The following is a 16,358-nucleotide window of genomic DNA, read 5'->3' on the forward strand; positions in this document are numbered from 1 at the left end:
GATCAGTCCCGGACCACTACGCTATCTTCCGCCCGCACGCCGACGGTGATCGGGTCGCCAGGCTCGAGCCGGCGCGCGTCGGCCTCGGCACCGCCGGTCCCGCGCCGGATCATGATTTCATGCCCTTGCGGCAGGTCGACGTAGAAAAGGTGCGAATCGCCCTGGTACACGCGCTGCCGGACCACACCCGGCAGGCAATTCAAGTGCGCGACCGGCGCATCAAGCAAGATCGCGCGATCCGGCCGCAGCGCGAGCCATGGACGCCCGGCGCCATCCGGAACCGGCGCGAGAGGCCGGAACGGCGCACCGAATGCGGAAAATTCACCGCGCACCTCGTCGAGCGGCACGAAGGCCGTCTCGCCGATGAAGTCCGCAACGAACTTGCTTACCGGGCGCTCGTAGATTGCATCGGGCGTGTCGAACTGTGCGAGCTGCCCCTTGTTGATGATGGCGATCCGGTCCGACATCGTCAGCGCCTCAGTCTGGTCGTGCGTCACGTAGATCGTCGTCATCCCGAGCTGATCGTGTAGCCGGCGGATCTCGATCTGCATGTGCTCGCGCAATTGCTTGTCCAGCGCGGAAAGCGGCTCGTCCATCAACATGATGTCCGGTTCGAACACGATCGCACGCGCGAGTGCGACGCGCTGGCGCTGGCCGCCCGACAGATGCGCGATGTTGCGGTCGCCGAGATCCACGAGCTGCACGACCGACAACGCGTGCCGCACCTTCTCCGCGATGTCGTTGCGGCTCATCCTGCGCAGCCGCAGCGGATACGCAACGTTTTGTGCGACCGTCATATGCGGAAACAGCGCATAGTTCTGGAACACCATTCCGATCCCGCGTTTGTGCGGCGGCTTGAGCAGCAGTTCGTCGCCACCCACCTTCACGCTTCCCGATGTCGCGCGCACGAAGCCCGCGAGCACCATCAGCAGCGTGGTCTTGCCCGAACCGGACGGTCCGAGCAGCGTGACGAACTCGCCTGCGTTGATGTCGAGTGACACGTCGCGAAGCGCCGTGAAGTTCTCGTACGTCTTACAGACATTCCTGATCGACACTTGCGATGCCATATCCCACCTCGCTCCAATCCCGTTGGCGCCGCGCATCAGATCACGACGCTGCGCGGCGCCATTTCCGCGACACTTATTGACTGATCAGCGCACGCAGCGCTTCGTTGCCTTTCTGCAGATTCTGGTCCTGACCCCAATATGCGCCGTTCATCTGCACCTGCATCGCGCGGTTCTGCGGCGACGAATTGGCTTTCGCGAGCACCTCCGGCGAAAATTTCCGCCCTTCGAACACCTTGCTATTCACCGGGCCATAGGACGGCAACACCTCGGGAATGTTCGCCTGGATCGACGGCGCCACGGCGTCCGCAATCACCTTGCGTGCCTCGGCCGCGTGCTTCGCACCCTTCGGAATCGCGAGGCAAGCGTACGCGAGCAGGCCCTGATTGAACGTGAAGTTCACCGGCGCGCCCGACTGGATCACGGGCGCGATCCGGCTACCCCAGATCGCCTCCATATCGACCTCACCGTCGCGCAGCAACTGTGCTGACTGCGCGCCCGTGGTCCACCAGGCGGCGATGCTCGGCTTCAGCCGGCCGAGTGCCTGCAGCGCGCGCTTCTGATCGAGCGGATAGAGCTTGTCCGGGCTCACGCCGTCACCGAGCAGCGCGACTTCCATCGTCTCCTGCGGCTGCAGCGCGAGTGCACGCTTGCCCGGAAATTTCTTCACGTCCCAGAAGTCAGCCCAGGTTTTCGGCGGGTTGTTTTTGTACTTGTCGGTGCGATAGGCGAGCACGACCGAATAGTAGTTGCTCGCGATCCAGTCGGCGGCGTGCGCGGCGGCAGGAATGCCAGAGGTATCGATCAGCTTGTAGTCGAGCTTCTCGAAAAGCCCCTGTGCACTACCCGTCGCACACTCCTCGGCGCCGAGTTGCACAATGTCCCACGCGGGACGACCGGACGTGACTTGCACACGGACCGTCGCGAGGCCGTCATGGCTCTCGGTGCGCAGGTCGAGTCCTTCCTTGTCGGCCGCGGGCTTGATCAGCGCCTTGACGATATTCTTCTGATAGTCGCCGCCGTAACCGGCAAACGTGACCGAATCCGCCGCGCAGACGGGGCCCGCAACGACTCCCAGAAGCGTCGCCGCGATGGCGGCGGCACCGAGGCGGGACGCGATACTCATTTGAACCATGACTCCTCCTTCACTCAGCATGTGTGTGTAACCGGATATCCGTCAGTCGCGCGATACGATGCGTCGCACCGAAGCGCGCGTCGCCCGCGCGTTCAGCGTGTCGCGGCGGCCTTGTCGAGCGCGACGTCAAGACGCTCGAACAGCAGATCGATTTCAGCTTCAGTGATGATCACCGGCGGCGCGATGCAGATCGAGTCTCCAAGCGGACGCACGTTCAGCGCCGCTTCCTGCGCGAACGTGGCGACACTCGCTGCCATCTTGCGATCCGCCGGAAAGGGCGTGCGCGTTGCTTTGTCGGTTACCAGCTCCAGTGCGCCCATCAGCCCGAGCCCGCGCGCCTCGCCGACGAGCGGATGCTCGCCGCGTTCTTTCAGCTTGCGCTGGAAGTAGTCGCCAACACGCCTCGCATGGCCGATCACGTCGCGCTCGCGATAGATGTCGAATACCTCGTTCGCGACCGCCGCACAGACCGGATGCCCACCGTACGTATAGCCGTGGCCGAACAGCCCGATCTTTGCGGTCTGCTCCTTCATCACGCCATACACCCTCTCGTTAATCATCAGCGCCGAAATCGGCAGATACGCGGACGACAACCCCTTCGCGCTAACGAGCATATCGGGCTGCAAGCTGTATTCTTTCGAGCCCCACCAGTAACCGGTACGGCCCATCCCACAGATCACCTCGTCGACGATGAACAGCACGTCGTATTTGCGCAGCACTGCCTGTATGCGCTCAAAGTAGCCGCGCGGCGGAACGACGACGCCACCCGTACCCATCACCGGCTCAGCGATGAAACCGCCAATGGTGTCCGGACCTTCGCGCAGAATCGTCTGTTCGAGTTCGTCTGCGAGGCGCGCAGCAAAATCATCCTCTGTTTCTCCCGGCTCCGCACCGCGATAAAAATGCGGACAGCTGACGTGAACAACGCCCGGGATAGGCAGATTGAAGTCGCGATGGATGTGCGGCAGGCCCGTCAGACTGCCCGTCGCGATGGACGTGCCGTGGTATGACCGCTGGCGGCTGATGATTTTTCGCTTGTCGGGTTTACCGATGCCATGGTGGTAATACCAGACAATCTTCATCGCCGTATCGTTCGCTTCCGAGCCCGAGCTCTGGAATAACACTTTCGACATCGGGGACGGCGCATGGCGGATCAGATTCTCGGCAAGCATGATCGCCGGCTCGGTCGCCTTGTTCGCAAAGTTCTGGTAATACGGCAGCCGCGCGAACTGGCGCGCGGCCGCGTCCGCGAGGCGTGGCTCGCTGAAGCCGAGATTGGTGCACCACAGGCCTGACATGCCTTCGAGATATTCGTTGCCCGTGTCATCGATCACGAATATGCCCCGACCCGACGAGATCACCATCGGGCCGGCGGATTCGTGCGCGCCGAAATTGGTGTGCGGATGGATCTGATACGCGACATCACGATCCCGCAGCGAAATATGTTCCATGTTGATCGTCTACCTGATAGTAAATAGTGAAATTCGGTGTATCGGGCCGCCAGGCGCCAACCTGCCGATCAGTTGAATCCAGAATATGTGACACTGTCACGCATGTCAAACAAACAAAATCAGGCTCGCGTTATGATTTACCCCAAGCCGAGACCGCCTGCCATCGGTCGGCTTGCCAACGCGAGAGGCAGGACGCCAACGTCATCACGCTCGCACCGGACACTCCGCTGAGGCTCGGGCGCAACGCTGCGCGGTGTGCGCCAATCATGACCGTGGCTGCGTTCACGTCGTCGTTGACAAATGAGGCCATCGCCGCCCGTCGGTGACGTAAAGGTTCGCGATCCCAAGCGCGAGCAACGGCGGACCGATGACCGCCATCCAGTCCATTTCCGCACCTCATCCTCGGTTTATTTTGTGAGCGGTCCGAATCGCTTCGCATGCCGTGCGGAGGCTCTTCGACTCCGCACGGGCTGCGCCGCTTTGCTCAGATATCCAATTGCGACACGTATTTCGGATTCAGGTACGCATCGAGCGCCTCGGCACCGCCTTCGGTACCGTAGCCACTGTCCTTCACGCCACCGAACGGCACCTCGGGGAACGCAATTGCGATCTGGTTGATCGTGATCATTCCGGTTTCGACCTCGTCGGCGACACGATGTGACGTGCGGGCCGACCGCGTGTACGCAAACGCGCACAGCCCATACGGTAGACGGTTCGCTTCCGCGATCATCTCGTCGATCGTGTCGTACGCGTTCAGCACGGCGATCGGGCCAAACGGCTCCTCGCTCATGATTCTGGCCGACGCGCCGACATCGACGAGGACAGTCGGCTCGAAGTAGTAGCCGCGCTCGCCGATCCGCTTACCCCCGGTGCGCAGCGTCGCGCCATTCGATACCGCGTCGTCGACGAGCACTTCGAGCGCGCGAAGCCGCCGCTCGTTCGCGAGCGGCCCCATCGTCGTGTCTTCCGCGAGACCATCGCCGACGCGGGCCTTCGCGAGCGTTGCGACAAACGCGTCGGCGAAGCGTTCGAACACGCCGCGCTGTACGATGAATCGCGTCGGCGACGTGCAGACTTGCCCCGCGTTGCGCAGCTTGAACGTCGCGAGCTGCGCCGCGGCCGTCTCGATGTCCGCGTCTTCGAACACCAGCACAGGGCCGTGCCCGCCCAGTTCCATCGTCACCTTCTTCATGTGCTGGCCGGCGAGCATGGCCAGATGCTTGCCAACCACCGTCGAGCCGGTAAAAGAGACTTTGCGGATCACCGGATGCGGGATCAAATATTCGGAGATCTCGGCCGGATCGCCGTACACGAGATTGATCACGCCGGCGGGCACGCCCGCGTCTGCGAACGCGCGAATTAGCGCGGCCGGCGAGGCTGGCGTTTCTTCTGGCGCCTTCACGACGATCGAGCAGCCGGCGGCCAGCCCGGCGGACAGCTTTCGAACAACTTGATTGATCGGGAAATTCCACGGCGAGAACGCGGCAACCGGGCCAACGGGTTCCTTGATCACGAGCTGATACGAACCCGGAATCCGCGACGGAATCATCTTCCCGTACGCACGGCGCCCTTCGTCAGCGAACCAGTCGATGATGTCGGCCGCCGAGATGGCCTCGCCCCTTGCTTCGGCGAGCGGCTTCCCCTGTTCAAGCGTCATCAGCCTTGCAATGTCCGTCGCACGCTCGCGCAGCAGCTGCGCGGCCTTTCGCATGATGGCCGCGCGGTCGTATGCGTTCATGCGTCGCCACACGCGAAATCCGCGCTGTGCGGCATCGAGTGCCGCATCGAGATCTTCGCGCTCCGCACGTGCGACAGTGCCGATCTGCGCTTCAGTGGCGGGATTCAGCACCGGAATCGTGCGAGCGTTCGCGCCATTGCGCCAAGCGCCGTCGATAAACAGCAGCACATCTTGATACATGGAAGGAGTCCTAGATTGAAGTGGGGAATCGGTGTTACCGCCGATGTCGATCTGTTCCGAAAGCTGCCGGCGGCTCGGCATCTGACGTCGACGAGGAGATCGCCGCGCGGTGCGTTATGGCAAACACGCCGCTCGCGGTTGCGACGATCTCACCGTCCGCATTGCGCACGGTCGCCTCGCAAAATGCGAGCTTCCTGCCGTTCCGCAGCACCGACCCGCTCGCGACAAGCCGACCGCGTGCCGGTTGCAGATACGATACGTTCAGCGACGCCGTGCCCAGGTTCTCGACGTCGCCGCTCGCACGCGTTGCGAGCCCCATCGACGTGTCGAGCAGTGCTGCGATCAGCCCGCCATGCACATTGCCGCGCCGATTCGCGTGACGCGGCCTCACTTCGCACGCGATCTCGGCCCAACCGTCACCGTGACCGATCAGCTCGAAGCCGTGATCCAGACAGAACGCCGAATCGATCCGCAGGTGTGCGTCGCTCACTTCGCAAAGATTAGACATGGACGTGCCGGAGCCGCGCATCAAGTTGCGGATGGAAACCGGTGCGTGCGACACGGCTCGACAGCTCGCGGCCAAGGATCTCCTCGCACGCACGCGATGCGTCCATCAGCGCACCGAGGTCGATGCCCGTATCAACGCCCATCGTCTCGAGCACATTGACGAAATCCTCGGTACAGACGTTGCCGGTCACGCCGCCGCCGTACTTGACCTTCGTCGGATGACCACCAACGCCGCCGATCGCAACGTCGAAGTAGCGGACGCCTGCCTCGAGCGCCGCGAGATAATTGACGATGCCGGTGCCGCGCGTATCGTGGAAATGCGCGATCGTGCGCACGTCCGGAAATTCACGAAGCATTTCGGCGAACAGCGCGCGCGTCGATGCCTGCGTCGCAACGCCGATCGTGTCGCCAAGCGTGACGTACATGACGCCGGCACGTGCAAACCGTTCTACATCGCGCAGCACGGATGCCGGTGCGATCGCGCCGTCGAACGGGCAACCGAACGCGACCGAAATCGTGCCAATCAACCGGAATCGTCCGTTTGCAGCGGCGGCCATCGCATCGATGCGCCGCCACTGGTCGTCCCGCGACTGCTTCAGGTTGCGTTGAGAGTGTGCGTCGCTCGCGGACACGAGCAGGCTTATCTCATTTGCACCGATGCCGGTATCGAGATCGGCCAGCGCACGTTCGACGGCCCGCACGTTCGCGCACGTCGCTTTGTAGTAGGCGCCGTCGATGCGCGGCAGCGCTCGCAGCACGTCGGACGCATCGGCAAACTGCGGCACGACGGCCGGGTTCGAATACGACGTCGCTTCGACGCGCTTGAAGCCGGCCCGCGCGAACTGGTCTATCAGCGCTACCTTGCGAGACGTGTCGACAAAGTCGGGTTCGTGTTGAAGCCCGTCGCGGGCAAAACATTCACAGAGGATCAGATCGGCCATGATTTGCAGTCGTGTCGCCAAAAATATGTGACATGGACACGAATCAAATCAGCAATGCGGTGTAGTGTCAACTAATTTTCATAGCTCGAAACCGATCGAGCGAGGTGAGTCCAGGCACACATCGGACACGTCACCGGCCATCAATTTCACCCATAAAACCACATAAATGCAACCACATATGGTGAATTCTCTCATCTATGGCGCAATCAACAGCGCAATCCATCTTGCGGATCCGCTCACAGATCAGAGGGTAAATACTGACATGGCATCGCAGAAAATCACGAGTCAATGTCACTCTTATATTTGACTTTATCACGCACTATGCACTAACCTTGACTTCACTGCGGCAACGTTCGCCGCTCCCAGCCTCCCCGATCCGGAACCCGAGCCGCCGATGAATTCGACCTCAAACCTGCTGACTGACGATTACGGAGCCGTTCGCGTGCTCACGATGAATCGCCCTGACAAACGTAATGCGCTGAACAATGCGCTGACTACTGAATTGCTGAACGCGCTGCGCGAAGCCGACCAGGATCCAGCAATCGGGGCTGTCGTGCTGACCGGCGCCGGCAAGGCGTTCTGCGCAGGCGCAGACGTAACCGAGTTCGGCGGCTTCGTTAATTCCGCGGATACAGCGTCGGCCGCAGAGGCCGCACTGGCGCGCGCACACCTGACCACGAACCTGCATCGCGTGTTTTCGCAGATTGCGACGCCTGTAGTCGGCGCCGTGCACGGCTACGCGATGGGCGGCGGCGCCGGGCTTGCGCTGGCGTGCGACCTGGTAGTCGCCGGTGACAGCCTGAAGCTCGGCTACCCGGAACTGAAGCACGGCATCGTCGCGGCGATCGTGATGGCGAATCTGGTCCGGCAGGTTGGGCGCAAGGCCGCTTTCGAACTGGTGTCGCTCGGTGACGCAGTCACTGCGGAGCGCGCACTCGCGCTCGGCATGGTGAACCGGGTCGTGCCGGACGCTGCGATGCTTGGCATGGCGATCGAACTCGCCGCCCGCCTCGCGTCATTCGACGCGCCAGCAATGGCCGCGACCAAGCGTCTGTTCCATCGCGTCGCCGATCTGCCGTTGCAGCAGGCGCTCGACGCGTCGCTCGATACCAATATGATGATGCGCGGCTTCCGGCGGCCGCACGGCGAGCAAGCATGAGTGCGCTCGTCAAACCGCTCGCGAACGTCACCATCATCGAGCTTGCCCGCGTGCTTGCATGTCCATTCGCGGACATGATCTTGGCTGAACTGGGCGCGACCGTGATCAAGATCGAGCAGCCGGGCACCGGCGACGAAACGCGGACATTCGAACCGCAGGTCGGCGATCAGTCTGCGTACTACTTCGCTTGCAATCGCAGCAAGCTGTCCGTGACGGCGAACCTGAAAACCGAGGCTGGGCGGCAAATTGTCCGTGAACTCGCGGCCGGAGCTGACGTGCTGCTCGAGAACTTCCCGGTCGGCACACTCGCGCGGTACGGGCTTGACGCGGCGTCGCTGCGGGCGGCGCACGAGCGGCTGATTTACGTGTCGTGCACCGGCTTCGGTCAGACCGGCCCGTACGCGAAACGCAAGGGCTACGACACCGTATTCCAGGCGATGGGCGGCCTGATGAGCCTGACGGGCGAGCGCGACGGTGGTCCGGTCAAGCCGGGGCTGCCGATCGCTGACTTGTCGTCCGGCCTCTGGATCGCGATCGCGATTCTGGCGGCACTGAACGGGCGCGCACTGTCAGGGTCCGGCTCTTATATCGATTTCTCGATGCTGGACGGCCAGGTGAGTCTGCTGACGCTTGCCGCCGCGCGCTACTTCGCGCTAGGTGAAGTGCCGCCGCGGCTTGGCACGGAGCACCCGGGTCGGGTACCGTCGGCAACCTTCGCGTGTGCAGACGGCGGTTACGTGCATATCACCTGCAGCGATCAACACTGGCAGCCGCTATGCCGGTTGCTCGGGCTGGACGTGCTCGCCCAAGACGCTTCGCTCTCGACGAATGCCGGCCGCGTCGAACATCGAGACCGTGTGATGGCCTCGCTCACGACCGCCATCGCTGGCTGGACGCAGCAGGCGCTGTGCGACGCATGTGATGCGGCCGACGTGCCAGCCGGTCCGATCAAGGATGTCGCCCAGGTGCTGAGCGACCCCCACGTCAAGGCACGCGGCATGGTCAGCGCGTTCGAGCATCCGACGGCCGGACATTTTGGCGCCCTGCCGCTGCCGTTCCGCTTCGACGGCTTAGCGAACCCGGAGGTCGAGCGGCCCCCGCTACTCGGCGAACACACCGAGCAGGTGCTTCGCGAGCGCCTCGGCTACGACGACGCGCGAATCGGTGCGCTTCGCCGCGACGGCGCAATCTGAGCGCAACGGTCCAGCGCAACCCGAATCATCGTCACCGGCCGCTGCTGTCGCAGCGGCCGCGCGACAGGAGGAAAATACGTGAAAGAAAGAGAATCGCTGGTCATCGAGCGCCGCGATGCCGTCGCCGAGATCGTCCTGAACCGGCCCGAGCAGCGCAACGCGCTTAACGGCCCGATGTGCGACGCGCTGCGCGCTGCTGCGGTCGCGCTGCGCGACGATGACACCGTGCGTTGCGTAATCGTTCGCGCGAATGGCCCGGTTTTTTGCGCAGGTGCGGATCTGAAGGAGCGCAAGGGCATGGATATCGACGCGGTGCGCGCGCGTCGGCTCAAGGCATTCGCCGCATACGACGCGCTGGAGCAGATCGGCAAGCCGTGCATTGCGCTTGTCGACGGGCCTGCGGTCGGCTCCGGCGGCGAGATCGCCATGGCCTGCGATTTTATCGTTGCCACCGCAAACGCGAGCTTCCGGACGCCCGAGGCGCTATGGGGTACCGTCGGTGCGACCCAGCGGCTCCCGCGGGCGGTCGGCAAACGGCTCGCGAAGGACATGGCCTACACGGGCCGCTCGCTATCCGCACGCGAAGCGCGCGACGCTGGGCTCGTGTCGCGGATCGTCGACGCGGCCGAGGCGCTCGCGACCATCCGCGCAATCGCGGACGACATCGCGGCCGCCCCCCCACTCGCAATGCGGCTCACGCGCGAGTGTATCGATCGGGGTGTCGAATCCGATCCAGCGGGCGCGCTCGCGATCGAAATTCTGGCGATCGATTCACTGCTGCAGAATGCAGATTGGAAAAGCACGATTTCGAATTTTGGTTCGACCGCGTCGGGCGGATCGAACGCAGGAGGTGATGACAATGACTGACCAGTATGCCAAACAATTCGGGCTTCGCGGCCCTGTCACCCTCCCCGCCGTGCTCGCCGCCTGCGCTGCCTCGACACCGGACGCCGAGGCGCTCGTGATCGACGGCGAACGGATCGACTATCTGACGCTCGCTGAGCGCGTCGAAAGTACGGCCGCGCGGATGATCGCCCTCGGGATTGAGCCCGGCGAGCACGTCGGAATCATGATGGGCAATTCGATCGATTGGGTTGTGCTGTTCTATGCCGCGGCGTCAATCGGTGCCGTGACCGTGCCGATCAATACGCGCTTCAAGACTGACGAACTCAATTACTGCCTGAAGCAAAGCGACGTGCGCGTGCTGTTCTATGTCGACAAGTTCCTGAAGATCGACTACACACAGCTGCTTCGCGACGTGGAGCCTGCGTTCGACCGCGCGCTCCCGGGCGAGGTACTGCCCATGCTTCGCCGTGCATTGATGGTCGGCGGCACGGATCGCGCCGTGCCGACAGGCGTCGAGCGCTTCGAATCGCTGCCCGACACGCCGGAGTATCGGGACGCGGCTGAATTGCGCTCGCTTCAAGTGACGCCCGAAGACACCCTTCTGATCCAGTACACGTCGGGCACGACGTCATTCCCGAAAGGCGTGCTACTGAGCCATCGCAACATGCTGACGAACGCGGCGGCCTCGGCGATGCGGATCGGCGTGCGGCCCGACGACCGGTATTTGAGCGTGCGACCGTTCTTCCATGTTGCCGGCACCACAATGTCGCTGCTGGTCGCGCTCGTGACGGGTGCGTGCCTGCTGTCGGTGCCGTCGTTTGACGTCGCGCAGGTGCTCACGCTGCTCGACGAGGAGCACTGCACTCTGACATCCGGTAACGACACGATCTTCCTGATGATGATGAGCCATCCGGAGTTCCGACGCGAACGAATCCATCTGCGCGGCGGCTGGGCGGCGGCAGGCCCGGAGATCATGCAGCAGATCCACGACTTGATGGGCGTGCCGTACATGGTCGGCGCGTACGGTCAGTCCGAAGCGTCACCGAACGTCGTGCTGAACGACTGGCGCGATCCGCTCGAGATCCGCGTCGCAGGCTGGGCGCATCCACATCCGGGGATCGAGATTCGCACTGTGTCGACCGAGACGAACGCGGTGCAGCCCGCGAACGCACCGGGTGAAATCCAGGTACGCGGCTGGAATGTGATGAAGGGTTATTACAACAAGCCGAAGGAGACCGCGCAGGCGTTCACCGAGGACGGTTGGCTGCGCACCGGCGATCTCGGCGTGATCGACGACGAGGGCAGACTGCGGATGCTCGGACGACTGAAGGACGTATTCCGCGTCGGCGGCGAGAATGTCGCGCCGGCAGAAGTCGAGGAAACACTGTACGGGCACCCGGCCGTGCAGCTCGCGCAGGTTGTTGGCGTACCCGATGTGCGGCTCGGCGAAGTACCCGCCGCGTTCGTCGTACTGCGTCCCGGCACTAGCGCGACCGACGAGGAACTGATCGCATGGTGCAAGAGCCGATGCGCGAATTTTAAGGTGCCGCGTTATCTGCGTGTCGTGCCGTCGTTCGACGACATCGGAATGACCGGCAGCTCCAAGGTACAGAAGAACAAGCTGCGGGATTACGCGATCCGTGAATTCAACCTTGCCTGACCGCGTCGACCGACTCATCGCCCTCTTCGGTGCCCGCCAAGACCGGGTGCCAACTTTGACATCGCCATGAAGCCAACCCGTATTACCCGCTTACTCGATATCCGTTACCCGATCGTCCAAGCCGGCATGAGCTGGGCATCGTCAAACGCCGCATTGCCGGCCGCCGTTACAAACGCGGGCGGCCTCGGTGTCATCGCTGCCGGGCCGATGTATCTCGACGCGTTTCGCGACACCGTCCGAGCGGTCAAGGCCGCAGTCAACGGCAAGACCTTCGCAGTGAATCTGCCGCTCTATCGTCCCGAAGCCGAGCGATTCCTCGACGTGATCGAGGAGGAGCGCGTACCCGTCGTGATCGCATCGCAAGGCGGGCCGCGCGCGCACCTCGGGCGATTCCATGCGCTCGGCACCCGATGGTTCCATGTAGTCTCGACGCTCGAACATGCCGGCAAGGCAGCCGACGCCGGCGTGGATGCACTCGTCGTGGTCGGCGCCGAAGCCGGCGGCCACCCACCGGCCAATGGAGTGAGCACGCTCGTCGCAGTGCGCCGGGCAGTACAAGCGTTCGACTTGCCGATCATCGCGGGAGGTGGTGTTGCGGACGGTTTCGGTGTCGCCGCGCTGATCGCGCTCGGCGCCGACGCAGTCCAGCTCGGCACCCGCTTTATCGCGACACGCGAAGCCGGCGTTCACGAGAACTACAAGCGCGCGGTACTCGAGACCGAAATCGACGGCACGGTGCTCGTCGGCATTCGGAAGCTACCGATCCGGATGACGAAGAACGCATTCGCGAACGACGTGTTGCGCGCCGACTTCGAGGGTTACGACGACGACCGCTATGGCGCGCTGTTCAACAGCAGTTCGCTGCGCCAGGCTGCACTGGAGGGCGATACCGAGCGCGGCAAGGTCGAGCTCGGACAATCCGCCGGGCTGATCACGGATTCGCCTTCGGCAGCCGAGGTCGTCGAACGTCTTGTTCACGAGTATGAAGCGGCCGCAGCCCGCTTAAGTTGACCCGCCGACAAGCGAATCCAACAGTGCCTTGGCCTCTCGCAAGTCGGTGGTGTCGAATCCTTCCGTGAAACCGCCGTAGACTTCCGACAGCGTTTGCCGGGCCTCTGCAATTTTGCCCTCACGCTGCCACAATAGGGCCAGGTTCGACACCGCGCGCAATTCCAGCGATCGGGCGCCCTGCTGGCGCGCGACCGCGATCGCCTGACAAAAACACGCTTCGGCATCGTCGCCGCACGCGGAAATGCGACCGTCGTTGTTCAATGCGCCGAGCAGTATGGCGCCCTTGAGCCGATGCAACTCCGCCTCGAAGTAATGCTCTCCGGTTTTGCCGACGATTGCCATTGCCTCTGTGAGCGCACCGAGGCCGGCCTCGGTGTCGCCCGCACGCCGGTAACTATCGGCAAGGAGGGCGAGAAAATACGAACGCTGGTCCTCACCGCCGGCGGCCCGCTCGGCAGTCAGGCCTTCACGCATTTGTGCGATTCCGTCCAGAAGGCGATCCCGTTCGGTCAGGGCCCAGCCCCGGACAATTGTTCCCCGCGCGCGCCAGTATAAGAATCCCTGCTCGGTCGAGAGAGTGGTGACTGCTTCCGCATACTCGCAGGCCTGCGATACCTCTCGCCGAAGCTGATGCAACTCGGCCGTATAAGCCAGAGTAAACGCCAAGGTTGGTCCATAGGCCAGCCTTTGTGCGAGGGCCAGTGCCTCCCGGCTTCGTGTGAGCGCCTGATCGGGATATCCCTGAAGCCACAAGGTCAATGCCAAGCAGTTCAAGGCCCGAATGCCGGGATCTACACCGTGCGCAAAGACGTGTGCCTGATGCTGTTCGGGGTCATAGAAGGTTAGCGCCTGTTCCTGATGGTTGCGGGCGGCGTCGAGTTCCCCTTGGAGGAACAGACACGCCCCGAGTGAGCCAAGTGCCTCCACGAGCAAGCCCGGATCCTTTGCCCGCCTCGCCATACGGAGCATTCGCTTACTCAGTTCACGCGTAGTCGCGTACTCCGCACGCGTCAGATAATGGATCCTTAGTCCCAGTAGCACGGCGAAGCGCTGCGAGGTCTCGCCGATCTGCTCGCACAACGCCAGCGCGCGGGTATAGATCGAGGCCACCTCTGGCGCGCCGTAGCCATGCACGTCCATCAGGGCCGGTCCCAGCGAAAGCAATAGCATTAGTTCACGATGCGCGCGTGTTGGTGTGTCGGGCAAGCGCTTCAGCAACTCCAGTGCCGTGCCGAGGTGATGCATCGCATCCAGATGGGCTGCATGACGGAGCGCTTGTTGTGCTGCTTGATGCAGATATGCGACGGCCTTCGGGATATTGCCGCTCAGGCTGTAGTGATGCGCGAGTTCGCCGCAGTAATCCGCGATGCGGGTCGGGAACAGCACCTCGATCGCCCGTGCCGTGCGCTCGTGCAGCGCGCTGCGACGCTGCGTGAGCAGCGACTGACCGGCGACTTCCTGTGTCAGCGCGTGCTTGAACGAATACTCGACCTCCGGGAACGCGGGCCGCTCGTTGATGAATTCCGCGGCTTCCAGACGGGCCAGACGCCGGCGCAAATCGTCGTCCGCCTGCGCGGCCTCGCCGCCGCAGATGCGCTGGATCAGGCTGAACGGAAATTCCTTACCGATGACGGCAAGCGTCTGCAGCAGCTCCTTCTCCGCGACCGGCAGCCGGTCGATACGGGCGGCGAGCACACCTTGCACGGTCGTCGGAATATGCAGCGCCGCCGGGGTCTGCTCGATTCGGTAGCGACCGGGCTCGCCGAGCAGCGATTGCTCCTCGGCGAGCGTCTCCACGACTTCCTCCATGAAGAACGGGTTGCCTTCCGTCTTCTCCAGAATCAGTTGCCGAAGCGGCACGAGCGTCGGATCGTCGCCGAGCAGCGCCGCGAGCAGTCCCTGCGCTTCGGCCGGCCCGAGCGGTTCGAGCCGCAACCGCGAGCAATGCGCGCCCGCATCCCGGACAGGCCGATACTCGGGCCGGTAGTTCACGAGCAGCAAGATTCGCGTGTCCGGCACGTGTTCGATCAGTTGCGCGAGAAAGGCTTCGGTCTCGCGGTCCAGCCATTGGAGGTCCTCGAACAGCAGCTCGACCGGCTGATCGCGACTCTCGCGCGCGAGCAGTTGCGTGATCGCGTCGAAGGTCCGGTCCCGCCGGATTCGCGGATCCATTTCCGCGAGCGCCGAACTCGGGTCGCCGATGCCGAGCAGGTAGAGCAGGTATGGCACGAGCTCCTCGAAGCCACGTTCGAGCGTCAGCGCCTTGCCCGCAACTTTCTCGCGGCAGCGTCGCTCGTCGTCGTCTGCGACGATCTGGAAATAGTTCTTCAGCAATTCGATCAGCGGCAGGTTCGCGAACGCCTTGCCGTGCGAGACTGAGAAGGTTTCGAGCACCAGACAACCGCGCCGTGAGCGTTCCTTGAATTCATGGAACAGCCGCGACTTGCCAACCCCAGCCTCGCCGACCACCGCGACGACCCGCCCGCGCCCCGCCCTAGTCTCATCTAGCGCCCCGTGCAGGTGTTCCAGTTCGGCGTCGCGGCCAACAAATCGCGCGAGGCCACGATGCGCGGACAGCTGCAGGCGAGTGCGCAGCGCACCGAGACCCAACACCTCGTACACCGACAGCGGCTCGGAAATGCCCTTGACCTGCGTGGCCCCGAGCGCCTTGAACTCGAAGTAGCCTTCGGCCAGCTTGTGCGTCGACTCGCTGACGAGGATCGATGACGGTGTCGCGATCCCTTCCATCCGCGACGCGATATGGATCGTATGGCCAACCGGATCGTAATCGGTGTGCAGGTCGTCGGTGCGGATCGAGCGCACGACTACTTCGCCGGTGTGGACGCCCACGCGAATCTGTAGCGGAATGCCTTTCTCCAGACGGATGCGGTCGCCGTGACGGCGCATCGCCTGCTGCATGCGCAGCGCCGCGAACAGCGCGCGCTGCGGATGATCCTCGTGGGCGATCGGCGCGCCGAACAGCGCGAGGATGCCATCGCCGAGCGACTTGGCGACGTAGCCTTCGTAATAGTGGACGGCTTCCATCATCAGCGCGACGACCGGCTCGATCAGGCGATGGGCTTCCTCCGGGTCCAGGTCGTAGATCAACGCGGTGGAGCCCGCCATGTCGGCGAACAGCGCGGTGACGGTCTTGCGTTCACCGGCGGTTTCGCCTCGCGCTTCCATCGCCGCCTGCTCGGCGCGGATGCGCTCGGCGAGGTGTTGCGGCGTGTAATGGATCGGCGCCGCGGACAGCCCCGAAGCCGCTGGCGGATACGGAGACTGCGCGACTGCCGCATCGCTCTGAGGCGCGCCGCATGCATCGCAGAATCGGGCGGACGGCCTTAGCTCGTGGCCACAGCGCGGACACGTGCGCGACATCATAGCGCCACACGCTTCGCAAAATCTGACCCCGGCGAGGTTCTCGAATCCGCATTTTGCGCAACGCATACTACCCCTTCCATTGCCGAGGC

12 protein-coding genes are annotated in these 16,358 nt (G+C 63.4%); 5 read left to right on the plus strand and 7 right to left on the minus strand.

Translation table 11 applies throughout. The features are described from left to right. Window positions 1-2: 2 nt before the first annotated feature. The 6 genes from G3O06_RS15795 to G3O06_RS15820 form a co-directional block, all read right to left on the minus strand. Entirely contained in the window at window positions 3-1,067 is a 1,065-nt protein-coding gene (locus G3O06_RS15795; protein ID WP_205816683.1) for an ABC transporter ATP-binding protein, read from the minus strand. Between the two features lie 73 nt (window positions 1,068-1,140). Next, complete coding sequence (locus tag G3O06_RS15800) at window positions 1,141-2,190, minus strand: ABC transporter substrate-binding protein (protein WP_205816684.1); 1,050 nt, start codon at window positions 2,188-2,190, stop codon at window positions 1,141-1,143. Between the two features lie 101 nt (window positions 2,191-2,291). Further along, a complete protein-coding gene (locus G3O06_RS15805; protein WP_205816685.1) occupies window positions 2,292-3,650 on the minus strand; it encodes an aminotransferase in 1,359 nt (452 codons plus the stop codon). A 484-nt stretch (window positions 3,651-4,134) separates the two neighbouring features. Next, on the minus strand, window positions 4,135-5,568 hold the full coding sequence (locus G3O06_RS15810; protein ID WP_205816686.1) for an NAD-dependent succinate-semialdehyde dehydrogenase: 1,434 nt from the start codon (window positions 5,566-5,568) through the stop codon (window positions 4,135-4,137). 34 nt (window positions 5,569-5,602) lie between these two features. Then, window positions 5,603-6,076 (minus strand): PaaI family thioesterase, encoded by a 474-nt coding sequence (locus G3O06_RS15815; protein ID WP_205816687.1) that lies wholly within the window; start codon window positions 6,074-6,076, stop codon window positions 5,603-5,605. Continuing rightward, window positions 6,069-7,016 (minus strand): hydroxymethylglutaryl-CoA lyase, encoded by a 948-nt coding sequence (locus G3O06_RS15820; protein ID WP_205816688.1) that lies wholly within the window; start codon window positions 7,014-7,016, stop codon window positions 6,069-6,071. Before G3O06_RS15820 ends, G3O06_RS15815 begins: the two co-directional genes overlap by 8 nt. Window positions 7,017-7,410: 394 nt before the next feature. On the opposite strand from G3O06_RS15820, the gene G3O06_RS15825 reads away from it, so the two are divergent. The 5 genes from G3O06_RS15825 (at window position 7,411) to G3O06_RS15845 (ending at window position 12,885) form a co-directional block, all read left to right on the plus strand. Then, a complete protein-coding gene (locus G3O06_RS15825) occupies window positions 7,411-8,175 on the plus strand; it encodes an enoyl-CoA hydratase/isomerase family protein (protein ID WP_205816689.1) in 765 nt (254 codons plus the stop codon). Further along, on the plus strand, window positions 8,172-9,368 hold the full coding sequence (locus G3O06_RS15830; RefSeq protein ID WP_205816690.1) for a CaiB/BaiF CoA-transferase family protein: 1,197 nt from the start codon (window positions 8,172-8,174) through the stop codon (window positions 9,366-9,368). The genes G3O06_RS15825 and G3O06_RS15830 overlap by 4 nt, the downstream gene beginning before the upstream one ends. 78 nt (window positions 9,369-9,446) lie before the next feature. Then, window positions 9,447-10,235, plus strand: a complete 789-nt coding sequence (locus G3O06_RS15835) for an enoyl-CoA hydratase/isomerase family protein (protein ID WP_205816691.1) — start codon at window positions 9,447-9,449, stop codon at window positions 10,233-10,235. Beyond that, complete coding sequence (locus tag G3O06_RS15840; protein ID WP_205816692.1) at window positions 10,228-11,874, plus strand: AMP-binding protein; 1,647 nt, start codon at window positions 10,228-10,230, stop codon at window positions 11,872-11,874. The genes G3O06_RS15835 and G3O06_RS15840 overlap by 8 nt, the downstream gene beginning before the upstream one ends. 66 nt (window positions 11,875-11,940) lie before the next feature. Continuing rightward, window positions 11,941-12,885 (plus strand): nitronate monooxygenase, encoded by a 945-nt coding sequence (locus G3O06_RS15845; RefSeq protein ID WP_205816693.1) that lies wholly within the window; start codon window positions 11,941-11,943, stop codon window positions 12,883-12,885. On the opposite strand, the gene G3O06_RS15850 is transcribed toward G3O06_RS15845, so the two are convergent. After that, window positions 12,877-16,335: an adenylate/guanylate cyclase domain-containing protein gene (locus G3O06_RS15850; RefSeq protein WP_205816694.1), complete on the minus strand. Its 3,459-nt coding sequence runs from the start codon at window positions 16,333-16,335 to the stop codon at window positions 12,877-12,879. The two genes, G3O06_RS15845 and G3O06_RS15850, sit on opposite strands and share 9 nt — an antisense overlap. Window positions 16,336-16,358: the final 23 nt, after the last annotated feature.

The sequence above is a fragment of the Burkholderia sp. Ac-20345 genome (genome assembly GCF_017104825.1).
Lineage (GTDB): Bacteria > Pseudomonadota > Gammaproteobacteria > Burkholderiales > Burkholderiaceae > Burkholderia > Burkholderia lata_B.